General features: G+C 72.3%; 22 protein-coding genes and 3 tRNA genes. 17 read left to right on the top strand and 8 right to left on the bottom strand.

Translation table 11 applies throughout. The features are described from left to right. Nucleotides 1-30 precede the first annotated feature (30 nt). Together ETU37_RS15655 and ETU37_RS15660 are read left to right on the top strand one after the other, a co-directional pair. A complete protein-coding gene (locus ETU37_RS15655; RefSeq protein WP_129988285.1) occupies nucleotides 31-747 on the top strand; it encodes a YcnI family protein in 717 nt (238 codons plus the stop codon). After that, complete coding sequence (locus ETU37_RS15660) at nucleotides 744-2,414, top strand: copper resistance CopC/CopD family protein (RefSeq protein WP_129988286.1); 1,671 nt, start codon at nucleotides 744-746, stop codon at nucleotides 2,412-2,414. Before ETU37_RS15655 ends, ETU37_RS15660 begins: the two co-directional genes overlap by 4 nt. Here the strand turns inward: ETU37_RS15660 and ETU37_RS15665 are convergent. From ETU37_RS15665 to ETU37_RS15680, 5 genes are all read right to left on the bottom strand, one after another. Then, the gene (locus tag ETU37_RS15665) at nucleotides 2,411-3,271 is read right to left on the bottom strand and encodes a hypothetical protein (protein WP_129988287.1); all 861 of its coding nucleotides are present in this window, start codon (nucleotides 3,269-3,271) and stop codon (nucleotides 2,411-2,413) included. The two genes, ETU37_RS15660 and ETU37_RS15665, sit on opposite strands and share 4 nt — an antisense overlap. Then, nucleotides 3,268-4,326 carry a hemolysin family protein gene (locus tag ETU37_RS15670; RefSeq protein ID WP_129988288.1) on the bottom strand — a complete coding sequence of 353 codons (1,059 nt, stop codon included), beginning with the start codon at nucleotides 4,324-4,326 and terminating at the stop codon, nucleotides 3,268-3,270. The genes ETU37_RS15665 and ETU37_RS15670 overlap by 4 nt, the downstream gene beginning before the upstream one ends. Next, nucleotides 4,323-5,687 carry a hemolysin family protein gene (locus tag ETU37_RS15675; RefSeq protein WP_129988289.1) on the bottom strand — a complete coding sequence of 455 codons (1,365 nt, stop codon included), beginning with the start codon at nucleotides 5,685-5,687 and terminating at the stop codon, nucleotides 4,323-4,325. Before ETU37_RS15675 ends, ETU37_RS15670 begins: the two co-directional genes overlap by 4 nt. A 129-nt stretch (nucleotides 5,688-5,816) precedes the next feature. Beyond that, nucleotides 5,817-5,960: a hypothetical protein gene (locus ETU37_RS23285; protein WP_165372552.1), complete on the bottom strand. Its 144-nt coding sequence runs from the start codon at nucleotides 5,958-5,960 to the stop codon at nucleotides 5,817-5,819. A gap of 101 nt (nucleotides 5,961-6,061) precedes the next feature. Beyond that, a complete protein-coding gene (locus ETU37_RS15680; protein WP_129988290.1) occupies nucleotides 6,062-7,909 on the bottom strand; it encodes a sensor domain-containing protein in 1,848 nt (615 codons plus the stop codon). A 168-nt stretch (nucleotides 7,910-8,077) separates the two neighbouring features. Between ETU37_RS15680 and ETU37_RS15685 the strand changes: the two genes are divergently transcribed. After that, nucleotides 8,078-8,530, top strand: a complete 453-nt coding sequence (locus ETU37_RS15685; protein WP_240755764.1) for a DUF5709 domain-containing protein — start codon at nucleotides 8,078-8,080, stop codon at nucleotides 8,528-8,530. A 52-nt stretch (nucleotides 8,531-8,582) separates the two neighbouring features. Here the strand turns inward: ETU37_RS15685 and ETU37_RS15690 are convergent, their stop codons facing one another. Then, entirely contained in the window at nucleotides 8,583-10,055 is a 1,473-nt protein-coding gene (locus ETU37_RS15690) for an NAD(P)/FAD-dependent oxidoreductase (RefSeq protein WP_129988291.1), read from the bottom strand. A 145-nt stretch (nucleotides 10,056-10,200) separates the two neighbouring features. On the opposite strand from ETU37_RS15690, the gene ETU37_RS15695 reads away from it, so the two are divergent. Together ETU37_RS15695 and ETU37_RS15700 are read left to right on the top strand one after the other, a co-directional pair. After that, entirely contained in the window at nucleotides 10,201-11,586 is a 1,386-nt protein-coding gene (locus ETU37_RS15695; RefSeq protein ID WP_129988292.1) for a mycothione reductase, read from the top strand. Nucleotides 11,587-11,721: 135 nt separating this feature from the next. Continuing rightward, nucleotides 11,722-12,732, top strand: coding sequence for a type IV toxin-antitoxin system AbiEi family antitoxin domain-containing protein (locus ETU37_RS15700; RefSeq protein WP_129988293.1), 1,011 nt, complete (start codon nucleotides 11,722-11,724; stop codon nucleotides 12,730-12,732). Between the two features lie 98 nt (nucleotides 12,733-12,830). Here the strand turns inward: ETU37_RS15700 and ETU37_RS15705 are convergent, their stop codons facing one another. After that, nucleotides 12,831-14,534 (bottom strand): alkaline phosphatase D family protein, encoded by a 1,704-nt coding sequence (locus tag ETU37_RS15705; protein WP_129988294.1) that lies wholly within the window; start codon nucleotides 14,532-14,534, stop codon nucleotides 12,831-12,833. 60 nt (nucleotides 14,535-14,594) lie between these two features. Between ETU37_RS15705 and ETU37_RS15710 the strand changes: the two genes are divergently transcribed. From ETU37_RS15710 to ETU37_RS15735, 6 genes are read left to right on the top strand one after another with little or no spacing between them, the layout of a single operon-like run. Further along, the gene (locus ETU37_RS15710) at nucleotides 14,595-15,404 is read left to right on the top strand and encodes a DUF1206 domain-containing protein (RefSeq protein ID WP_129988295.1); all 810 of its coding nucleotides are present in this window, start codon (nucleotides 14,595-14,597) and stop codon (nucleotides 15,402-15,404) included. A 13-nt stretch (nucleotides 15,405-15,417) separates the two neighbouring features. Continuing rightward, nucleotides 15,418-15,960: a GNAT family N-acetyltransferase gene (locus tag ETU37_RS15715; RefSeq protein WP_129988296.1), complete on the top strand. Its 543-nt coding sequence runs from the start codon at nucleotides 15,418-15,420 to the stop codon at nucleotides 15,958-15,960. A 10-nt stretch (nucleotides 15,961-15,970) separates the two neighbouring features. Beyond that, nucleotides 15,971-16,624, top strand: a complete 654-nt coding sequence (locus ETU37_RS15720; protein ID WP_129988297.1) for an ion channel — start codon at nucleotides 15,971-15,973, stop codon at nucleotides 16,622-16,624. After that, nucleotides 16,621-17,544, top strand: coding sequence for an ATP-binding protein (locus ETU37_RS15725; protein ID WP_129988298.1), 924 nt, complete (start codon nucleotides 16,621-16,623; stop codon nucleotides 17,542-17,544). Before ETU37_RS15720 ends, ETU37_RS15725 begins: the two co-directional genes overlap by 4 nt. After that, nucleotides 17,541-17,939: a FluC/FEX family fluoride channel gene (locus tag ETU37_RS15730; protein WP_206053970.1), complete on the top strand. Its 399-nt coding sequence runs from the start codon at nucleotides 17,541-17,543 to the stop codon at nucleotides 17,937-17,939. Before ETU37_RS15725 ends, ETU37_RS15730 begins: the two co-directional genes overlap by 4 nt. After that, complete coding sequence (locus tag ETU37_RS15735; RefSeq protein ID WP_129988300.1) at nucleotides 17,936-18,265, top strand: fluoride efflux transporter FluC; 330 nt, start codon at nucleotides 17,936-17,938, stop codon at nucleotides 18,263-18,265. Before ETU37_RS15730 ends, ETU37_RS15735 begins: the two co-directional genes overlap by 4 nt. Here the strand turns inward: ETU37_RS15735 and ETU37_RS15740 are convergent. Further along, entirely contained in the window at nucleotides 18,256-18,597 is a 342-nt protein-coding gene (locus tag ETU37_RS15740; RefSeq protein WP_129988445.1) for a metallopeptidase family protein, read from the bottom strand. The two genes, ETU37_RS15735 and ETU37_RS15740, sit on opposite strands and share 10 nt — an antisense overlap. A gap of 119 nt (nucleotides 18,598-18,716) precedes the next feature. Here ETU37_RS15740 and ETU37_RS15745 point away from each other — a divergent pair. From ETU37_RS15745 to ETU37_RS15770, 6 genes are all read left to right on the top strand, one after another. Further along, nucleotides 18,717-18,789 (top strand) — tRNA-Glu (locus tag ETU37_RS15745). 120 nt (nucleotides 18,790-18,909) lie between these two features. Next, nucleotides 18,910-18,986: transfer RNA gene (locus ETU37_RS15750), tRNA-Asp, on the top strand. Between the two features lies 1 nt (nucleotide 18,987). Then, nucleotides 18,988-19,064: transfer RNA gene (locus ETU37_RS15755), tRNA-Phe, on the top strand. A gap of 197 nt (nucleotides 19,065-19,261) precedes the next feature. After that, nucleotides 19,262-19,690, top strand: a complete 429-nt coding sequence (locus ETU37_RS15760) for an STAS domain-containing protein (RefSeq protein ID WP_129988301.1) — start codon at nucleotides 19,262-19,264, stop codon at nucleotides 19,688-19,690. Between the two features lie 237 nt (nucleotides 19,691-19,927). Next, a complete protein-coding gene (locus tag ETU37_RS15765) occupies nucleotides 19,928-20,584 on the top strand; it encodes a GAF and ANTAR domain-containing protein (protein WP_129988302.1) in 657 nt (218 codons plus the stop codon). Further along, the gene (locus ETU37_RS15770) at nucleotides 20,581-21,366 is read left to right on the top strand and encodes a GAF and ANTAR domain-containing protein (RefSeq protein WP_129988303.1); all 786 of its coding nucleotides are present in this window, start codon (nucleotides 20,581-20,583) and stop codon (nucleotides 21,364-21,366) included. The genes ETU37_RS15765 and ETU37_RS15770 overlap by 4 nt, the downstream gene beginning before the upstream one ends. Nucleotides 21,367-21,396 lie beyond the last annotated feature (30 nt).

The following is a 21,396-nucleotide window of genomic DNA, read 5'->3' on the forward strand; positions in this document are numbered from 1 at the left end:
CCCTTCCCTTCACCCGAAGGAGCTCCACGCATGTCCTCACGCACCCTCGCGCGCCTCGGCGCGCTCCCCCTCGCCGCCGGCCTGCTGGTCGCCGGCGCCGGCGCGGCGGCCGCCCACGTCACGGTGACGCCGTCGCTGACCTCGGCCGGCTCGTACTCCGTGCTCACCTTCTCGGTGGGCCACGGCTGCGACGGCTCGCCCACCACGAAGATCGCCATCCAGATGCCCGAGCAGGTGCTCGCGGTGACGCCGACCCGCAACCCCGAGTGGGAGGTGGAGAAGCAGATGGCCACCCTCGACGAGCCGGTCGAGGACGCCCACGGCAACGAGATCACCGAGCGGGTCGACCAGGTCGTCTACACCGCCAGGACCCCGCTGCCCGACGGCTACCGCGACACGTTCGAGCTGCAGCTGCAGCTGCCCGACGCGGCCGGCGAGACGCTGACCTTCCCGACGATCCAGACCTGCGAGAAGGGCGAGACCGCCTGGATCGAGACGCCGTCCGCGGGACAGGACCCGGAGTCGCTGGAGTCGCCCGCGCCGAGCTTCACGCTCGACGAGGCCGAGGTTGCCGACGAGGCCGACGCCGAGCCGGTCGCGGCGACCGCCGACGAGACCGACGAGACCGAGGAGACCGAGGCGGCCGACGACGGGGCCGACGCGCTCGGCATCGCCGGCCTCGTCGCGGGCCTGCTCGGCCTCGCCGCCGGTGTCGCGGCGCTGGTGCTGGTGCGCCGGCGCGCGTGACCCGTTCGACGCGCCCCTCGCGGGGACGGCTCGCCACCGCGCGGGTCGTCCTCGCCGGCGTGCTCGCGCTCGTCGCGGTCGTGCTTGCGGCCGTGCCCGCGAGCGCGCACGCGAGCCTGGTCTCGACCGACCCGGCCGAGGGTGCGGTGCTGCCAAAGGCGCCCGAGCGGATCACGCTGACCTTCGACGAGCCGGTCTCGCTCTCGGCCACCGGCGCCCGGCTCTTCGACGCGGCCGGCGACGAGGTCGAGATCGAGGCCGCCTCCCGGGACCGCGTGGTCACCGCGGCGATCGGGGCGGACCTCGCGGACGGCACGTACGTGCTGAGCTACCGGGTCGTGTCCGCCGACTCGCACCCGATCGCGGGGTCGCTGAGCTTCTCGGTCGGCGCCCCGTCCGAGACGGTGGTGCCGCCGTCCGCCGGGACGGCGCCCGGGGACGTCGCCGTGCGGGCGGTGCTCGGTGCCGTGCAGGGGGTCGGGTACGCCGCCCTGCTGCTCGCCGCCGGTCTGCTGGTGTTCCTCGCCTGGCTGCTGCCGACGGGCCCCGGCCAGGAGGTCGCCCGCGCCCGCTCGCTCCGGGTCGCCCTGGTGGCGTGCACGGTCGCGGTGGTGGCGCTGATTGCCAGGGTCCCGCTGTCGGTGCTGTACCAGCAGGGGCTGGGCCTCTCCGGTCTCGACAGCGCGCTGCCGTGGACGTCGTGGGTGTCGGGCGACGGGCTGATGGCTCTGCTCGCCGCTGCCGGCCTCGGGGCCGCGGTCCTCGGCACCACCCGCCGCCTGCGGTACGTCGCGGCGGCCGGCTCCGCGGTCGCCGTCGGGGGTCTCGCGGTCGTCGGGCACACCCGTTCATACGGCCCGGTGCTGCTCGTCGTGCCCGCGGACGTCGCGCACGTGGCGGCCGCGGCGGTCTGGCTCGGCGGCCTCGTCGGGCTCGCGATCTCCCTTCCCACGCTGGCGAAACGCGACCGCGTGGCCGCCGAGACGATCGGCCGGTTCTCGCTCCTGGCCGGCGGGCTCCTCGCCGTCGTCGCGGCCGCTGGGCTGGTGCTGGGCTGGCGGATCATCGGCTCGTGGTCCGGCCTGGTCGGTACGGCGTACGGGCTGGTGCTGCTGTTCAAGACCGGGATCGTCGGGGTGGTCGCGCTGGTCGCCGCGTGGAACCGGTGGGTGCTGGTGCCGCGGGTCGTCGAGGCCTCCGGCTACGGCCCGCGGCTCGAGGCGGCCCGGATGCTGCGTGGCGCGGTGCGGACCGAAGCCGGGCTGCTCGTCGTCGTGCTGCTGCTGACCGGCTTCCTGGTGAACCTCGTGCCGCGGCCGGCGCCGTCGTTGGCGGCGGCCGAGCGGACCACCGTCACCGCGGTCGCCGACGACGTCAAGGTAGTGGCGCACGTCGGCCCGGGCCGGGTCGGCCGCAACACCGTGCACGTGCAGGTGCAGGACCTCGCCGGCGAGCCGGTGGAGCCCTACGCGACCCCGACCGTCGCGCTCGAGCGGGACGACGTCGACCTCGGCACGCGTCCGCTGCGCAACGTCGACTCCGGCACCTACGTGAGCGAGGTCGTCGTGCCGCAGCCGGGCACCTGGGAGGTCCGGGTGAGCGTGCGGACGTCGGAGTTCGACAACCCGGTGCTCACCCTGGACCTCGACGTCGAGCCGGGAGGCTAGGCGGCGACCTCGACCGGGATCGGCAGCGTGTGCAGGAAGTCGTCGACGCGGACCTGGAGGAACAGCACGTAGGTGCCGGCCTCCGGCATCTCGGCGTGGAACTGGAGGTCGAGGCCGGGCGCCTCGCCGCGGTCGTCCGGGCCGGGCGCGCCGAGGGGGTGCATGTGCACCGCACCGCCGGTGCCGGTGTGGAAGCCGGTGAGGTGGGCGGTGGTGCCGAGGTACTGGCCCAGCGACGGCGTCGCCCCGTCGGGCCGGGTGAGCCGAATCGTCAGCTGCTGCTGGGCTCCCGCCCGCAGTTGCGTGAGCACGTCGGCCTCGACGCCCCAGTCGCCGCCCTCGCCGGTGGCCTCCGGGACCGGCGCGGGCTGCCAGTCGCCCTCGACCTCGACCCGGTCGCCGAGCAGGACGTGGTCGCCGTTGCCGCCCTCGTCGCGGGCGACGAACTCCGCGACGAGCCGGTAGTCGCCGGGCTCGGGGAGCGTGAGCGTGCCGCGCCAGGTGCCGTCGTCGTCCATCTCGGGATGCACGTGCCGGAACACGGCGAGGTCGTCGCGCACGACGTACACGTGCATCTTCTTGGTCTGCTCGGCGAGGAACCGCGTCTGCGCCTCCTTGCGGAAGCTGTCGATTCGGAAGCTGAGCTCGCCGGGCTCGCCGACCCGGCCGGGCAGCACGACGTCGGCGAGCGTGTAGCCGACGTCGTAGCGCTCGGTGCCGTCGCCGACCGCGAGCGAGACGCGCGCCGAGCCGTGGTCGTGGCTGGGTGCGGCGGACGGGTCGGCCTGCGGGGTGGCCTCGCCGCCCGTGCACGCGGCCAGCGCGACGAGCGGCACGACGCCGAGCAGCCGCCTCACAGCGGGTCGGCCTCCTCGTCGGCGTGCGCGGCGTCGCGGATCTCGCCGACGAGCTCCTCGAGCACGTCCTCCAGCGCGACCACGCCGAGCACCTCACCGTCGTCGCCGACGACGCGGCCCATGTGGGCGCCGCGGGCCTGCAGCGTGCGCAGCGAGTCGTGCAGCACGTCACCGGGCCGGACCGTCGCGAACGAGCGGATCCACTTGTCGTCGACGGGCCGTTCGCGCCGCTCGGGCTCGGTCTCGAGCACGTCCTTGACGTGCAGGTAGCCGAGCAGCTCGCCGGCCGCCGAGGCGACCGGGAACCGGGAGTAGCCGGTGTCGGCGACGACGTCCTCGATGTCCGCGCCGGTCGCGCCCTGCGGCACGGTGACGAGCCGGTGGCGCGGCAGGAGCACGTCGGTGACGGTGCGCTCGGTGAAGCCGAGGGCGCCGGAGAGCCGGTCGTACTCGTCCTCGCGGATCGCGCCCTCGCCGCGCGACTCGACGACCATCGACGCGACCTCCTCGCGCGTGAACGCGGAGGCGACCTCGTCCTTGGGCTCCACCCGGATCAGCCGGAGCACGCCGTTGGCGATGGCGTTGAGGGTGACCACGACCGGGCGCAGCACCTGGACGATGAACCACATCGGCGGGCCGAGCACGAGCGCGGCGCGGTCGGGGCCGGCGAGGGCGATGTTCTTCGGGACCATCTCGCCGAGGACGACGTGCAGGTAGACGACGACGGCCAGCGCGATCACGAACGAGACCGGGTGCAGCAGGCTCTCGGGCACGCCGAGCGCGTGGAACGCCGGCTCGAGCAGGTGCGCGACGGCGGGCTCGCCGAGCGCACCGAGCCCGAGCGAGCACATCGTGATGCCGAGCTGGGCGCCGGCCATGACGAGGGAGACCTGCTCCATCGCCTTCAGCGTGCTGCGCGCGGCGCGGGACCCCTGGGCCGCCCGCGGCTCGATCTGGGTACGGCGGGCGGAGATCAGCGCGAACTCGGCGCCCACGAAGAAGGCGTTGAGCGCGAGCAGGACGACCGCGACGAGCAGCGCGAGGTAGTCGCTCACCGGTCGACCTCCGGGCGCTGCACCTCGCGTGCGACGAGCGCGACGCGGTCGATGCGCAGCCCGTCGAGGCGCTCCACCCGGAGCTCGGCCTCGCACGGCGGCAGCGGCTCGCCGTCATCGTCGGCATGCGGCGGCAGCGGCACGACGACGACGTCGCCGACCTCGGCCATCCGGCCGAGGCGCTGCATCACCAGGCCCGCGACCGTGTCGTAGTCGTCGTGCTCGGGCAGCTCGATGCCGGTGGCGGACTGCACCTCGTCGGGGCGGAGCATGCCGGACACCGAGACGGTGCCGTCGCGGCGGCGCCGGGCCAGCGACCCGAGCCGGTCGTGCTCGTCGGCGATGTCACCGACGATCTCCTCGACGACGTCCTCGAGCGTGACGACGCCCGCCGTACCGCCGTACTCGTCGACGACGACGGCCATTTGGAAGCCCTCCTCGCGCAGCAGCGTCAGGAGCGGGTCGAGGCGCAGGCTCTCGGGCACGACGGTCGGGTCGACCATCACCTCGCCGACCGTCACCTCGTGGCGCCGGACGGCCGGGACGGCGACGGCGTTCTTGACGTGCACGGCGCCCACGACGTCGTCATCGCTCTCGAGCACCACCGGGAACCGGGAGTGGCCGGTGCGCCGGGCCGCCTCGACGACCTCGACGACGGGAGCGGACGCGCGGACGCTGTCCATCCGCACCCGCGGGGTCATGATCTCGCCGGCCATCCGGTCGGCGAAGCTGATCGACCGCTCCATGAGGACGGCGGTGCCGGCGTCGAGGGTGCCCTGGGACGCCGAGCGCCGGGCGAGCGAGGCGAGCTCGTCGGCGTTGCGCGCCGACCGCAGCTCCTCCTGCGGCTCGATGCCCAGACGGCGGACGATCGCGTTGGCGGAGCCGTTCAGGGCGCGGATGGGGATGGCGACCGACGCGGTGAAGCCGCGTTGGAAGGCCTGGGTGGCCTTGGCCGTGGCGAGCGGCTTGGCGATGGCGAGGTTCTTGGGGACGAGCTCGCCGAACAGCATGGTCAGCACGGTCGCGAGGGCCAGACCGAGGCCGATCGAGACCGGCCGCACCCATGAGGCGGGCAGGCCCGCCGCCTCGAGCGGGCCGTCGACGAGCTGGGCGATCGCCGGCTCAGCGAGGAAGCCGATGGCCAGGTTGGTGACGGTGATCCCGACCTGCGCGCCGGACAGCTGGGTGGACAGCGCCCGCAGCGCGGACTGCACGCCTTGGGCGCCGCGGTCGCCTGACTCGGCGGCGCGGTCGACGCTGGCACGGTCGACGGTGACGAACGCGAACTCGGCGGCGACGAATCCGCCGCAGGCGGCCACGAGGAGGAGGGAGAGGGCGAGGTACAGGACCTCGGTCATGACGCGTCACCGCCGGTCAGGGGACGGTGACGCTCCGGACTGTCGCAGTCCATGGCGGGGGGTGGGCCTTCCGGCTCGGGTACGACGAACTCACCCGAGGGTACTGAACGCCTCCCAGGCGACCGGCGGCTACGGCCCGGCGACGTGCGCGCGGGTCCCGGTGTCCCCGGCCTGCACGGAGCCGGTCAGGCCGCCGGCGGCGAGGAGCGCGACGACGAACAGGACGGTGAACGCGATCAGGACAGGGCGTCGCGAAGGAGTGTGGTGAGGCACAGGTGTCTTCCGGTGGTGGTGCGGTGCGGGGGACGAAGGGCAACCGTAGGGTCTCGGGACGCGCCCGCGCACGGGGTTGCGGGCGAGATGGCCCGGACGGACTACGCGGGACGGACGGAGAGGAAGGTGTAGCGGTCGCGGCCGGAGTTCTTGGCCACGTACATCGCGGCGTCGGCGGCGGACAGGAGCTCGCTGGCGCTCGTGTGCATCGGCTCGACGGTGGCTCCGCCGAGGCTGACGCTGACGTGGCCGCGGGTGTCGTCGTGGCCGCGCACCTCGGCCCGGATCCGCTCGACGACGTCGGCCGCGACCAGCTCGGCGGCCTTGCGGTCCCCGTGGGGCAGCAGGATCGCGAACTCGTCGCCGCCGAGCCGCGCGACCAGGTCGGTGGAGCGCATCCGCCGGGAGAGCACCCGGGCCACGTCGCACAGCAGCTGGTCGCCCACGGCGTGCCCGAGGGTGTCGTTGACCTGCTTGAAGTGGTCGAGGTCGAGCATCAGCACGGCCCCGCGGGCGCCGTACCGCCGGCAGTCGTCGACGTGCCGCTCGAGCTGCTGGTCGAACCGGCGTCGGTTGGCCAGGCCGGTGAGCGGGTCGTGCTCGGCGAGGAAGGCGAGCTGGCGCTCGTAGCGGTACCGCTCGGACACGTCGACGACGTTGGTGAGCACGAGGTCGCCGGAGCCGACCGCCGGGTCCGCGCCCGGGAGCACGGTGCTGCCGAGCACGACGTGCAGCTCCTCGCCGTCGGCGCCACGCACCGACCACTGCGTCTCGCCACGCCGGTCGGGTGCGGACAGCACCCGGTGCAGGTGCTGCTCGACGGTCGGGTCGTCGGGCGAGAACGAGCACCCCGACAGCCGGCGGCCGAGCAGCTCCGCACCGCCGAGCAGCCTGACCAGGGCCGGGTTGACCTGGACGACGACACCCTGCGGGTCGAGCAGCGCGATGCCCTGCGGGGCGTCCTCGAACAGCCGCTCGGCACGCTCCTTGGCCTCGGTGATCGTGCGCTCACGCAGCCGCTCCTGGCTGACGTCGCGGACCATCAGCAGCGCCTGCCGCCGGCCGGTAGGTGACGGCAGCGGGCAGGCGAGCAGCTCGTGCTCCGCGTCGCTCACGAGCACAGGCACCGGGGGCGCGTCCTGACCCGCGAACGCCTGCGCGAGCAGCCGGTCCATCGTGCCGGGGGCGTCGCGGTCGACCATGTCCGTCAGCCTCCGGCCCGCGCCGTCGCGCAGCCGCCGGGCCAGTGCGCCGGCGCCGGTGACGACGGTGATGCCGGTGCCCTCCTCGACCATCACGACCGTGGTGTCGGGCAGGTGGTCCATGAGGATCCGCCAGCGCTCCTCGGCGAGGGAGAGCGCCCGCTGCGAGCGGGTCGAGGCGGTGGCGTCGATCGCGACGCAGAGGTAGCCGCTGACCTCGTCGTCCTCGCCGCGCAGCTCGGTGACGGCCATCTGCGCGAAGACCTGCTGGCGGTCGGCACGGACCAGGGTCCAGATCCGGCTCTGCGACCGCCGGCGGGCCAGCCGGGCGAGCACGGGGAAGCCGACCGTGACGCCGAGCTCGTCGGCGACCTCGCGCAGCTCCCGCCGTACGAGCAGGAAGGAGGTGAGCTCCTTGCCGACGACGTCGGCGGCGCGGTAGCCGAGCTCGTGCTCGGCGCCGGTGCTGAAGGAGGTGACGACGCCGTCCGGGTCCGTCGTGATCAGGCTGCTCAGCGTGGCCCCGCGCATGATCCCCTCGACGCGGGTCGCGGCCTCGCGGCTGCGCCGGGTCTCCACCTCGAGCCGGCGCACGACACGCAGGTGCAGCGCGACCAGGGCCGCGAGGACCAGCACCGCCACGGCGACGTGCACGACGCGCAGCGGGTACGGCGGCAGCAGGAGCACGACCGCCCCGAGGGCCGCGAGAGCGACGAACGGGATGCGCAGGGCAGGGCGCAGGCCCATCACTCCCCACCTCCCCCAGGTGCCGCACGCTCGACGACGGCGCGCGTGTCGGGTCTCCCCGCGGGCAGCGTAGGCCAGCAAGGACGGGCGCTTCAGGCTTTCGGCCGGACGTTTACCCGGGGCGGTGGTGGACGTGTGCCACCTGGACGAGGGGGTACACGTGCGGCCATGAGCGAATCGCCTGGAGGAATGCCCGACCCGGACGCCGCCGAGACCTACCACGACGCGAGCATCGACGACGAGGACCAGCTCCAGTTCGAGGACTCCCTGGTCGACCGAGGCGTCGACGACGCGCTCGACGAGGGGTACTCCCCGCCGGAGAGGTGGTCCGCCGGCGAGGGCTACGGCAACACCCCCGCCGAGGAGCGCGAGGGCGAGTCCCTGGAGCAGCGGATCGCGCAGGAGGAGCCCGAGCCGGACCCGTACGAGGCGGCCGCGGCCGAGGACGAGCACGTCGGCGGCGAGGTCGGCACCGAGCGGGCCGGCCGGCTGGTCGCGGAGGACGAGGGTCTCGGCCCCGACGAGGAGAAGGACATGGTCGCCGAGGACATCGGCATCGACGGCGCCGGCGCCTCCGCGGAGGAGGCGGCCGTGCACGTCGTCGACGAGGACCAGCCCTGAGCCTCGCCTGAAACCTTCGGGGCCGGGGTGGCAATGCTCCCGGCCCCGAAGCTCACGCGTCCTGCTTGACGCCCCGCTGGTGCTCGTCGGTGAGCCGGGTCTCCTCGGCCGCCTTGGCCTCGAGGTCGGCCCGGGTGACCTCGATCAGGCTCTGCGCTGCCTCGTAGGCACCGGGCGGCGCGACCAGGTCGCTGGCCCCGCCCTTGAGCCGCTTGAGCGCCGCGCGGGCGAAGATCTGCTGCTCGGTCGACGTACGCTCCGAGCGGCCGCGGCCGATGAAGCTGACGGCCCAGTGCAGCAGCGCGGTGATCTGGTTCTTGAAGCCGGTGATGTAGACGAGGTGCAGGCCCAGCCACATCAGCCAGGCGATGAAGCCGGTGAAGCGCAGCTTGCCGACCATCGCGACCGCGCTGAACCGGGAGATCGTGGCCATCGAGCCCTTGTCCCAGTAGTTGAACGGCCCCTGCGCCGGCTTCCCCTCGATCCGGTTGACGATCTCCTTGGCGGCGTACTTCGACCCCTGGATCGCGACCTGCGCGACGCCCGGGAGGTTGTCGAGGGCGATCATGTCGCCGACCACGAACACCTCGGGGTGGCCCGGCAGGGTGAGGTCGGGGTTCACGCCGATGCGTCCGGCGCGGTCGAGCGTGGCGCCGCTCTGCTCGGCGAGCTGGCGGCCGAGCGGGCTGGCCGCGACGCCGGCGGCCCACACCTTCGTGACCGCCTCGATGCGCTCCCGGGTGCCGTCCTTGAGCTGGAACTCCAGACCACGCTCGTCGACGTCGGTCACCATCGCGCCGAGCATCACCTCGACGCCGAGCTTCTCGAGGTCCTTGGCGGCGCGCGAGCCGAGCTTGGCGCCGAACGGCGGCAGCACCTGCGGCGCCGCGTCGAGCAGGATCACCCGCGCCTCGCGGGTGTTGATGCGGCGGAAGTCGCGCTTGAGGGTGCGGTGCGCGAGCTCGGCGATCTGGCCCGCCATCTCCACGCCGGTCGGGCCGGCGCCGACGACCACGAACGTGAGCAGCCGTTGGATCTCGTCCTCGTCGTCGGAGATCTCGGCGAGCTCGAACGCCCCGAAGATCCGGCCGCGCAGCTCGAGCGCGTCGTCGATGGACTTCATGCCGGGCGCGAACTCGGAGAAGTGGTCGTTGCCGAAGTAGGACTGGCCCGCGCCGGCCGCGACGATCAGCGAGTCGTACGGCGTGACGGTCTCGCGGTGCAGCACGCGAGAGGTGACGGTGCGGGTCTCGAGGTCGATGTCCGTGACCTCCCCGAGGATGACGCGCGCGTTGTCCTGGCCGTTGAGGATCTCGCGCGTCGGCGGCGCGATCTCTCCCTCGGAGAGGATGCCGGTGGCCACCTGGTACAGCAGCGGCTGGAACAGGTGGTGCGTGGTCTTGGCGACCATCGTGACGTCGGCGTCGGCGCGCCTGAGGGCCTTGGTGCCGAACAGCCCCCCGAAGCCGGACCCGATGACGACGACCTGGTGCCGGTCCCTCGTCTGCGTCTGCGGGTTCGTCATGTGTCGCCTCTCCTGTGTCGCCGGGCGGATCCCGGTCCATCTTCGACCCTTCACTCGTACAACGCATCCGGTGTCCATGGCCGTCCCGCTCACGCGGTACCTCGCCGTGGGTTGTCTCACACCCGCCGCGGGCACACTGGACGGCGTGACCCACTACGACCTCGCCGTGATCGGCACCGGCTCGGGGAACACGATCGTGGACGAGTCGTTCGACGGCTGGAAGGTCGCGATCGTGGAGAAGGGCGTCTTCGGCGGCACCTGCCTCAACCGCGGCTGCATCCCGACCAAGATGTTCGTCTACCCCGCCGACCTGGCGTACGACGCCGGGCACTCTGCACCCCTCGGCGTCGACACGTCGTTCGAGGGCGCCCGGTGGCGTGAGATCCGCGACCGGATCTTCGGCCGGATCGACCCGATCTCCGCCTCCGGCCGCGAGTGGCGCGCGACGGGGCTGCCCGACGTGTCGCTGGTCGAGGGCCACGCGCGGTTCATCGACCCGCACACGCTCGACGTCGCGTCCGACACCGGCGTCGAGACGATCACCGCCGAGCAGGTCGTGATCGCCACCGGGTCGCGGCCCACGCTGCCGGACGTGCCCGGCCTCGACGACGTGCCCTTCCACACCAGCGACACGGTCATGCGGATCGACGACGTACCCCCGCGGGTGCTGGTCCTCGGCGGCGGCTTCGTCGCGGCGGAGTTCGCCCACGTGTTCTCGTCCTTCGGGTCGGCCGTGACGATCGTCAACCGCTCCTCACTGATGCTGCGCGCCGAGGACCAGGAGGTGGCCGAGCGGTTCACCGAGATCGCGCGGGCGCGGTGGGACGTGCGGCTCCGCACCACCATCACCAAGGTCGAGCGGCTCGACGGCTCGGAGACCGGCGTGCGCGCCCAGCTCGACGACGGCACGACCGTCGAGGCCGACCTCCTGCTCGTCGCCGCCGGACGCCGTTCCAACTCCGACGACCTCGGGCTGCAGCAGGCCGGCGTCGCGGTGGACGAGACCGGCCTCGTGGTCGTCGACGACCACCAGCGCACCAACGTCAAGGGCATCTGGGCACTCGGCGACGTCTCGAACCGGTTCCAGCTCAAGCACGTCTCCAACAACGAGGCGCGCGTCATCCGGCACAACCTGCTGCACCCGACCGACCTCGCCTCGAGCGACCACGTGCACGTGCCGAGCGCGGTCTTCAGCCACCCCCAGGTCGCGAGCATCGGGCTCACCGAGGAGGACGCCCGCGAACGCGGTGTGGACGTCGTCGTCGGCCGCCGCGACTACTCCGGGACGGCCTACGGCTGGGCGATGGAGGACGAGACGTCGTTCGCGAAGGTGCTCGCGGACCCCCACAGCGGCCTGCTCCTCGGCGCCCACATCATCGGCCCCCAGGCCTCGAACCTCATCCAGCCCCTCGTCATGGCGATGTCCCTCGGCATCCCCGCGCACGAAGTGGCCCGCGGCCAGTACTGGATCCACCCCGCCATGACCGAGGTCGTCGAGAACGCCCTCCTCGCCCTCCCCCTCACCCCCTGACCGCGACCCGGCTCGAACCTCCCGGTCAAAGCCGCCGACCCGGCTCGAACCTCCCGCTCAGACCCGCCGACCCGGCTCGAACCTCCCTGTGGATGACGCCCGACGTTGAAGACGCCGGACGAGCAGGCTGGTCCGGTGCCTCTCGCCCCGCCCTACACCATCGGGCCACTGCTCGGTCCCGACTTCCCCCTGCCCCTGGACCACCCGTTCACGACACTGCAGGCTCGCGGCGAGGGCGTGTCCGAGAAGACTCTCGCCCGGCTGCACCGCGACGGTTACCTGCGACGCATGCTCCGCGGCGTGTACGTCGCTGCGCAGACCGTCGACTCCCTGCCGCTCCGCGCGCAGGCGCTCGCGCTGGTCGTGCCCGAGCACGCCGCAGTCGTCGACTGGACCGCGGTGTGGCTGTACACGGGACTTCTGCCACCGGGCCAGCACCATGACGTGCCTCCGGTCTCCCTGTTCCGCGAGGCAGGCCACCACCGGCTGCGCAACCAGCTGTGCCAGAGCGGCGAGCGGACCCTGCTCCGCGACGACGTGCAACACATCGCCGGCCTGGCCGTCACCACGCCGATCCGCACCGCGTGGGACGTCGGCCGCCTCGTCCATCGCGACAACGCCATCGGCGCGCTCGACGCCCTGCTTCGCACCGGGACGTTCACTCACCCGCAGCTCCTCGACGGGCTCGGGCGCTTCCGCGGGATGCGCGGCGTCGTCCAGCTCCGCTACCTGGCCTCGATCGCCGACCCGCGCGCCGAGTCACCCGGCGAGTCGCTGCTCCGGCTGCGATGGCTCGACCTGCCGGGCATGCCCGAGCCCATTCCCCAGGTGCCTGTCGAGGACGAGGAAGGGCGGGTCGTCTTCCGTCTGGACCTCGGGAGTCCGGACCTGCGCTATGCCGCGGAGTACGACGGGGCGGAGTTCCACAGCCTCGACGCGGACGTCGAGCACGACCTGGAGCGACGCACCTGGATCGAGGTCCGCCGCGGCTGGGTCGTCGACGTGTTCCGCCGCAAGCATCTCGTCGGGCCGCTTCGCGACGTGGAGGACCGGCTCACCATCGGGACCGAACGTGCGCGCCTGAACCTCGCGCGCCCGCTCCCGCCGCCGAGGCGCGGAAGGTTCGAGCCGCCTCGGCGCGTCTGAGCGGGAGGTTCGAGCCGGGTCGGCGTACCAGCGCGGGAGGTTCGAGCCGGGTCGGCGCACCAGCGCGGGAGGTTCGAGCCGGGTCGGCAGATCCGGGGTCAGCGGGGGCGGAGGAGGACCTCGTCGACGGGTTCGAGCCAGGAGTCGTGGGGGTCGTCGCCGACGACGCCCTTCTCCCAGCGCAGCAGCAGCCCGTCGTCGCGGTCCTCGAGCGTGGCGATGGCGTTGTCGAACCACGGGCCGGCCAGCTTCTTCCAGCGCACCGGCGGCGTCGGGACGTGCGCCGACCGGGCGACCAGGCGTCCGAGCGGGCCGGCGACGGCGTAGGCAAGGACGGCCGTCAGGAACCGGAAGAACCGCGGCAGTGGGTTGCGTATCGGCGAGCAGACGGCCTGCACGACCCGGGCGCCGCGGTGGCCGGCCCGGCCACGGCGTCGTACCTCCGAGACGTAGGAGTGGTGCACGTCGCCGGAGAGGAACGTGACGGTGCGGGGGGCGGGGCCGCGGCGGCCGTCGGCGACCTCGAGGGCCATCTCGCAGACCTCGTGGAAGGACGTCTGGAACGCCGCCCAGTGCTCGAGGTCGACGGTCTGGCGGGCCCACTCGCCGAACTTCTGCAGCCGCGCTCCCCAGGCGCCGCCGGCGACGGCCTCGTTCCACGCCTCGAGGTGGTGCAGCCCGGGCGGCAGCAGGAACGGCAACGACGTCCCGACAAGAAGGTGCCGGAAGCCGCCGCGCATCTGCTCGTCGAGCCAGGCCATCTCGGCAGGGTCGAGCATCGCGCGGTGCTCGGGGTCGAGCACCCGAGCCGCGCGCGAGTCGAGCACGACGAGCCGGACGTCCGCGAGGTCGCGCGCGTAGGACCAGCGGTACGCCTCCGGGTCGGCGTCGACCCGCTCCGACAGGTCGTCGACGCGGACCGAGACGTCGAGCTCGTCGTCGCCGTCGTGGTCGACGATCTCCCGCCACAACGCGTCCTCGGCCCGCTCCTCGGGCGCGAGGTTGCCGAGGTGCTGGTAGACCCAGTACGACGACAGCCCCGCGACGATGCGGCCGTGCCACCACTCGGTGGCGTTCATCTCGTCCTTCCACGCCTGGGAGGTGTTCCAGTCGTCGCGCACGTCGTGGTCGTCGAAGATCATCGCGGTCGGCACCGTCGACAGCAGCCACCGGTTGGCCGGGTCGGTCCACGCGAGCTTGTAGAGGTGGGCGTACTCCTCGTAGTCCTTGAGCTCCTTGCCCGGTGGCTCCTTGATGCTGCGCCGGGACTCGATGAAGTCGTGCATCTCCTCGGTGGTCTCGTCGGCGTAGACCTGGTCGCCGAGGAACACGACGAGGTCGGGCCACTCGGCCTCGCCCCCTGCGTTCCCCGCGCGCCCGTCGACGCCGGCCAGCCGCCGCGACAGCGCGCGCAAGGCGTCGACACCGTGCGTGCGGTTGCCCTTCTCATCGTGCTTCACGCTCGTGCGGCACGACCCGTAGACCAGCCGCAGCCGCTTGTCCGGCCGCAGCGTCGGGATCACCGAGGGCGGCAGCTCGGAGTCGGGGTCGGGCCAGACGTGGGTGCCGTCGACGCTCACGTCGTACGGCGTGCGGGTGCCCGGCTCGAGGCCGGTCACCTCCACCAACGCGTAGTGGTGGCCGTGCACGCGGAACGTCCGCGCCGACCAGCTGCCGCCGCCCGCCTCGACCGTCACCGTGCTCGCGTCGGCGGTCTCCACCCAGATCGAGGCGGTCGTCGCGTCGACGTGGCGCAGCAGGGGACCGAGGACCAGAGCCCCACCCAGGGGTTCGTCGCTCATGAAGGATGTTCTACCCAACCCGCGCGGTTATGGAACAGCCCCCGCGGGTACACCACCGCCATGGTGGATGTGCGACAGCGGGTGGGGACCATAGATCATGACGACGCCCTCGACATGGGTGTCCGGGTGGGCTTGGTCAGCTACGGGATCGTGCACCTCCTGATGGCCTGGCTGGCCCTCCAGCTGGCGTTCGGCGACCGCGAGGGCAAGGTGTCGAGCGGCGGGGCGATGCACCAGCTCGCCGGCAACACACTGGGCCAGATCTCCCTGTACGTCGTCGCCGGCGGCCTCGCGGCGCTGTGCATCTGGCAGGGGATCGAGGCGGCCGTCGGGCACCGTGACGAGGACGGCGCCAAGCGCACCTGGAAGCGCGCGATCTCGGCCGGCAAGGTCGTGATCTACGCCACCGTCGGGTTCGGCGCGCTGAAGACGGCGACCGGCGGCGGCGGTGGCGGCAGCAGCACGGACACGTGGACCTCGAAGCTGATGAGCCTCCCCTTCGGCGTGATCCTCGTCGGCCTGGTCGGCCTCGGCATCATCGGGGTCGGCGGTGCCCTGGTGTGGCGCGGCTGGCAGGAGAAGTTCCTCAAGAAGCTCGACACCTCGGGTCGCACGGGCAACGACGGCACCGCCTACCGCTGGTTCGGCAAGGCGGGGTACATCGCCAAGGGCGTCGCGTTCGCGATCGTCGGCGCGTTCTTCGTGTACGCCGCACTCACCCACGACCCGGAGAAGTCCGCGGGTCTCGACCGGGCCCTGCTGAAGGTCCTGGAGCAGCCCTTCGGCCCGTTCCTCCTGGCCGCGATCGCCGCCGGCATCGCCTGCTACGGCCTCTTCTGCTTCGCGTGGGCCAAGCACCTGGACCGGTGACTACGCTGCGCGCGTGACGCTCGAGACCGACCGCACCCGCCTGCGCCTGTGGCGCACCGACGAGGCCGACAGGTTCCTCGACACCTACTCCCGGTGGGAGGTCTCGCGCTGGCTGGGGCGAGCACCCAACCTGCTGCGCAGCCGCGAGGACGCCGTCACGCGCATCGAACGCTGGACCGAGCGAACCACCGCCGACCCGGACCGCGGCCTCTGGGCGATCGAGCGCAAGGACGACCGAACCGTCGCCGGCACCGTCCTGCTGGTGCCGATCCCGGACGCCGCCGACGGCGCGATCGAGGTGGGCTGGCACCTGCACCCCGACGCTTGGGGGCACGGTTTCGCGACCGAGGCCGCCCGCGCCGTCGTGGCGCGGGCGTTCGCGCAGGGGCTGCCGGAGGTGGTCGCCGTCGTCACGCCCGGCAACGATGCGTCCGTCCGGGTCGCGCAGCGCGTGGGGCTGCTCCACGAGGGACTCACCGACCACTACTACGGCACGACCATGGAGCTGTTCCGGCTCGTGTCGCCGCTGCCCGGGGACGCATCGGGCGCCGACTAGGATCCGACCCATGCGTCGTTGGCTCCGGTTCGTGCGCACCACGCCGTGCCTGACGCTCCTGCTCGTCCAGCTCGCGGGCATCCTCATCTACCCGTTCCTCAGCGGGGAGCGCAGCTTCGTCGGCCGCACGGTCTTCTCCGGCCTGGGCATCCTGGTGCTCGTCCTGGTGATGCGCGCGCTGCGCGCGACGCCGTGGTTCAGCTGGTTCAGCGGGCTGGTGTTCGTGCCGGCGGTCCTGCTGCTGCTGGCGTCGATCGTCACCGGCCACGAGTCGCTGGTGGCGATCTCCGCGGTGTTCGAGGCGGTGCTCTACTTCTACGCCGGCATCGCGCTGCTGGCCTACATGCTGAAGGACGAGCAGGTCAGCACCGACGAGCTGTTCGCGATCCCGGTGACGTTCACGTTGTTCGCGTGGGCCTTCGCGTTCGTGTTCGTGTTCCTCCAGTGGGTCGACCCCGGCGCGTTCGGGGCCGGCGACCGCAGCTGGATGGAGCTGCTGTACCTGTCGTTCACCACGCTCTCCAGCACCGGGCTCTCGGACATCGGTCCGTCGACCGGCCACGCGCGGAGCGTCATCATGCTGGAACAGGTGGTGGGCATCTTCTACATCGCCATGGTGGTGACCCGGCTGGTGTCGCTGCGGGCCGAGAGGAGGCGGGTGTGAGGGAGGCGCTCCACCTCGACCCCGACCCGCGATCGGTCAGCCGGGCGCGGGACTGGGTCGTCGGGGAGCTCAGCGACCTCGGCCGGCCGGACCTCGTCGACGCCGCGACGCTGGGCATCTCCGAGCTCGTCACCAACGCGATCCTGCACGCCGAGCCGCCGATCACCGTCGCCGTGCTGGGGTCCCGCGAGCGCCCGCGCGTCGAGGTCCGCGACCGCTCGAAGCGGCCGCCGCGCACCGGCGGCGACATGACCGACGCCGACGCGCTCATGCGCACGGTCGGCCGCGGCATGGCCATCGTCGCGCTCTACTCGCAGGCCTGGGGCGCCGACGTCTCCCCCGACGGCAAGGTGGTCTGGTTCGTGCCCAGCCCCGACCCCGGCGTCGACGTGGCCGAGAGCGGCGACGTCTTCGTCCTCGAGGAGGCCATCGAGGAGCTCGGCGTCGCCGTCGACGAGCGACTGCTCGACGTGCACCTGCTCGGCATGCCCGCCCAGGTCTTCGCGTCCTTCCGCGAGTGGTACGCCGAGATCCGCCGCGAGCTGCGGCTGCTCGCGTTCGCGCACCCCGACCGGTTCCCGGTCGCCACCGAGCTCGTCGAGCTCACGCTGCAGACCGAGACCGAGCGCCGGCACGCCCGCGGCATCGAGCAGCTCGACAACGCCATCCGCTCCGGCGCCGCGACCGTCGACCTTCACTACCGCGTGCCGGCGAGCTCGCCGGCCACGATGGCGCGGATGAACGACCTCCTCGCCCGGGCCGACCGGTTCTGCCGCGACCAGAGCCTGCTCACGATGCCGGCGACGCCGCAGCAGCTGGCGCTGCTGGACTGGTACGCCGGCGAGTTCACGCGCCAGGCCGCCGGCCACGAACCACAGGCGTGGAGCGGCAGCTCCGTGGTCGAGCCGCCCACGACGTGAACGCGCCACGAGTGCTCCCCGCGCTCGGCGTCGTCGCGGCTGGTGGCGCCCTCGGCGCGGTGCTGCGGGCGTCGCTGGGCCTCGCGTTCCCGGACCCGGCCGGCGCCTTCCCCTGGACGACGTTCGTGATCAACGTCTCGGGCAGCCTGCTCCTCGCGCTGCTCGGCGCCGTACCCGCGCTGCGGCGGCACGCGCTGATGCGGCCGTTCCTCGGGGCTGGGCTGCTCGGCGGCTACACCACGCTGTCCGCGACGTCCGAGGAGGCGCGGCTCATGCTCGAGGGCGGCGACCCGACGCTCGCCGCGGTCTACCTGGTCGGCACGCTGGCCGCCTGCGTGGTCGGGGTGCACCTCGCACGCCTGTACGAGCACCGGGAGCGGCGGGAGACGCGATGACCCTCCTGTTCGTCGCGCTCGGCGCCGCGGTCGGCGCGCCGCTGCGGTACGCCCTCGCGCTGCTCTTCGACGGGCTCTGGCCGGGCGGCACGATCGCGGTCAACTGGCTGGGGTCGTTCCTGCTGGGCTGGTTCGTCGGGCTCGGCCTCGACGGCGGCACGCTGGCCCTGCTCGGCACCGGTTTCTGCGGCGGACTGACGACCTACTCCGCGTTCGCCGTGCAGACGCACGAGCGCGGTGTCCGGCTCGGCACCGCCATCGCGGTGCTCACGATCGTGCCGGCGCTGGGCCTGTGCTGGCTGGGGTTCTGGCTGGGTCAGGCGTAGCCGAGGTCGTGCAGGCGGTCGTCGTCGATGCCGAAGTGGTGCGCGATCTCGTGGACGACCGTCACGTGCACCTCGTGGACGACCTCCTCCTCCGAGGCGCACATGTCGAGCGTGGGGTTGCGGAACACCAGGATCCGGTCGGGCAGCACGCCGGCGTACGCCGAGTCGCGCTCGGTCAGCGGCGTGCCGTCGTAGAGCCCGAGCAGGTCGGGGTCGTCCGGCGGCGGCTCGTCCTCGACGAGCACGACCACGTTGCTCATCAGTGCGGCGAGCTCGGGCGGCACGCGGTCGAGGGCGTCGGAGACGAGCTCCTCGAAGCGTGCGCGCGACATCTCGATCACGTCTCCATCCTGCCGGGTCCACCCGATTTGGCCGGTCCCCGAGCGGCCCCTATGCTTGTCCGGTCCCCGACGGCAGTCGTGCCCGACGGCCGCTGGGAGGGCAGCACCTGGCCCCCATCGTCTAGCGGCCTAGGACCCCGCCCTTTCACGGCGGTAGCACGGGTTCGAATCCCGTTGGGGGTGCCCAGATCGAGAGGTTCGACGCTCCCGATTCGGGAGAACGCAGGACGGTGGGTTAGCATTGCGCCCGCCTGATCGACACAGTCGAGAAAGCAAGAAGTGCATCACCAAGCAACACCACAAGGCCCCGTAGCGCAGTTGGTTAGCGCGCCGCCCTGTCACGGCGGAGGCCGCGGGTTCGAGTCCCGTCGGGGTCGCCATGGGCAGGTAGCTCAGTTGGTACGAGCGTCCGCCTGAAAAGTGGAAGGTCGGCGGTTCGACCCCGCCCCTGCCCACCACCGAAACCGCAGGTCAGAGTCTTCTTCTGACCTGCGGTTCTCGTTTCACGCCCACCCGACCGCCCTGCGTGACGGCAACGGCCCGCCCAGCCTCCGGAGGACCGTCCGCTACTCGTCCGGGACGACCTTGCCCTTGGCACGGGCGCCCCTCGATACTGACGTCCAATGCCTGCATTTTCGCCGACAACCTGACGTTCATGACCCGGAAGTTCCCGTCCGAGCGCCTGCCCCCCGATGAGGGTCGCCGGACGAAGCGGGCTGGCCCCGAGATCGCCGTCAGTTGTCACGACAACGGCGACTGGCTGGTCGTCGAGCTTGCCGGCGAGCTCGACATCGCGACCGTTCCGCTCGCGGAGCGGCTCATGAAGCCGAGCGATCTTCTCGCGGTCGACGTCGCGGGCCTGACCTTCATCGACTGCCGCGGCCTCGGCATGTTGACGGCTCGAGCACGAGCGGCTGTGGCGGCGGGCGGGTGCCTACGCCTCGTGGCACCGTCTCGCGCAGTGCGCAAGCTGCTCGACATCGCGGAGCTGCAAGCCGCTCTACCGGTTTTCGACTCGCTGGACGGGGCCCTCTCGGCACCGCTGGCGAACCCGTCCCCCGACGACCACACGGAGGACCGCTAGCTTGCTGCCGAGCTCGCTCCTGGCGAGCGGAAGGCGTCCGTCGACGCTGGGCCTCGCGCCCCCCCGGGGGGCGGCACCGGGCCCCTGCTGCAGGATGTTTCCTCCGACGAGGGAGCGAGATGGCGGGGCGGCGTCCGGCGCGTAGGCTGAGGACTGCCGAGGATCCTGCCGTGGGCCGTCGAAACAGGGCCCGCGCTGCGGATCGAGGCGACGTCGGTACCCGAGCAGGAGCTTGCGATGAACGGCACACCGGTTCCTGTCCTTGATCGCCTGCTGAGTTCGTGCTGCAAGGAGGCCGGACTCGACGGGGCGGGCGTGTCCATCGTGTCCTCGAGCGGGGCCCACGAGCCGCTCTACGGCTCCGACCACGTCGCCGAGGCGATAGAACGTCTCCAGGTCACCCTCGGCGAGGGTCCGTGCATCGATGCTTCGGCGACGGGTACCCCGGTGCTCGTGGCCGATCTCACCGATCCGCGTGATGCCGTCGCCGGCCGTTGGCCGGTCTTCCGGGACGAGGCGACCCTGGCCGGCGCGCGTGCGATCTTCGCCTTCCCCCTCAGGATCGGTGCCATCTCCCTGGGAGCAGTCGACCTCTACCGCCACACGGCCGGCCCACTGAGCCGCAAAGAGTTGGGCAGCGCCTACTCGTCGATGGAGAAGGTCGGCTTGGCCGTGTTGGAGACGCCCGACTACTACGGCGACGTTGATGCTCCCACGACCATCAACATGACCGTTCACCAAGCCGCCGGAATGGTGATGGGTCAACTCGACAGCAGCATCGACGAAGCCATGGTGCGGCTGCGTGCCGCTGCCTTCGCCGAGGGCCTGAGCGTGAACGAGCTTGCGGTCGAGGTGGTCGACGGCCGCCGGCGGTTCCTCAAGGAGACCCGATGAACGACCCTCGATCGGCGCACCGGAACCCTGGGACCGGGCGTGACGCGCTGCTCGCCGAAACCTTCGTGATGCTCGCCGACACACTCGTCACGGACTACGACGTGATCGACGTCCTGGACCGGCTGGTGAACACCTGCCTGGAGCTCCTGGATGTCGCAGAGGCGGGGTTGCTCCTCATCGACCCACGCGGCGTTCTCCAGCTGGTGGCCGCCTCGAGCGGCGCGACGCGCATGCTCGAGCTTCTCCAGCTCCAAGGTCAGGAGGGCGGCCCCTGCGTCGAGGCGGTCCGGACCGGCGAGCCCGTCACGGTGGAGGTCCTCGCCGGCGAGACACGATGGCCTCGCTTCGCGGAGGCGGCGGGCAACGTCGGGTTCACCTCGGTCCATGCGGTGCCCATGCGCTTGCGCACCGAAGCGATCGGCGGACTGAACCTCTTCAGCAAGACCCAGCCCCCGATGGGCGCGGCGGACCAGCGGATCGCCCGCGCGCTCGCAGATGTGGCCACCATCGGGATCCTGCAGCAGCGAAGCGTGCGCCGCAGCTCCCTGCTCGCAGAACAGCTCCAGGGGGCACTGAACAGCAGAATCGTGATCGAGCAGGCCAAGGGGCTTCTCGCCGAGTCGGGCCAAGTCGACATGGACACCGCATTCAACGCGTTGCGCGCCTACGCCCGCACCCGCAACGAGAAGCTCAGCCTGGTCGCGCAGTCCTTGGTCCGCCGAACGCTGCCGACCACCGCGGTCCTCGACGCCGACCAGCACTCTCCGCGTGGGCGGACCTGACCGCAGCCCCGACGGGTGCACAGCGGTCAC

This window comes from Nocardioides iriomotensis, assembly GCF_004168035.1.
In the GTDB taxonomy this organism is placed as follows: Bacteria; Actinomycetota; Actinomycetes; order Propionibacteriales; family Nocardioidaceae; genus Nocardioides_B; species Nocardioides_B iriomotensis.

What these genes read in the sequence shown, in the direction of transcription:
- ETU37_RS15655 (WP_129988285.1), top strand. Translation starts at nt 31, where the DNA reads ATGTCCTCACGCACCCTCGCGCGCCTCGGCGCGCTCCCCCTCGCCGCC.
- ETU37_RS15675 (WP_129988289.1), bottom strand. Translation starts at nt 5,687, where the DNA reads ATGACCGAGGTCCTGTACCTCGCCCTCTCCCTCCTCCTCGTGGCCGCC.
- ETU37_RS15680 (WP_129988290.1), bottom strand. Translation starts at nt 7,909, where the DNA reads ATGGGCCTGCGCCCTGCCCTGCGCATCCCGTTCGTCGCTCTCGCGGCC.
- ETU37_RS15685 (WP_240755764.1), top strand. Translation starts at nt 8,078, where the DNA reads ATGAGCGAATCGCCTGGAGGAATGCCCGACCCGGACGCCGCCGAGACC.
- ETU37_RS15690 (WP_129988291.1), bottom strand. Translation starts at nt 10,055, where the DNA reads ATGACGAACCCGCAGACGCAGACGAGGGACCGGCACCAGGTCGTCGTC.
- ETU37_RS15705 (WP_129988294.1), bottom strand. Translation starts at nt 14,534, where the DNA reads ATGAGCGACGAACCCCTGGGTGGGGCTCTGGTCCTCGGTCCCCTGCTG.
- ETU37_RS15710 (WP_129988295.1), top strand. Translation starts at nt 14,595, where the DNA reads ATGGTGGATGTGCGACAGCGGGTGGGGACCATAGATCATGACGACGCC.
- ETU37_RS15720 (WP_129988297.1), top strand. Translation starts at nt 15,971, where the DNA reads ATGCGTCGTTGGCTCCGGTTCGTGCGCACCACGCCGTGCCTGACGCTC.
- ETU37_RS15735 (WP_129988300.1), top strand. Translation starts at nt 17,936, where the DNA reads ATGACCCTCCTGTTCGTCGCGCTCGGCGCCGCGGTCGGCGCGCCGCTG.
- ETU37_RS15740 (WP_129988445.1), bottom strand. Translation starts at nt 18,597, where the DNA reads ATGTCGCGCGCACGCTTCGAGGAGCTCGTCTCCGACGCCCTCGACCGC.
- ETU37_RS15760 (WP_129988301.1), top strand. Translation starts at nt 19,262, where the DNA reads ATGACCCGGAAGTTCCCGTCCGAGCGCCTGCCCCCCGATGAGGGTCGC.
- ETU37_RS15765 (WP_129988302.1), top strand. Translation starts at nt 19,928, where the DNA reads ATGAACGGCACACCGGTTCCTGTCCTTGATCGCCTGCTGAGTTCGTGC.
- ETU37_RS15770 (WP_129988303.1), top strand. Translation starts at nt 20,581, where the DNA reads ATGAACGACCCTCGATCGGCGCACCGGAACCCTGGGACCGGGCGTGAC.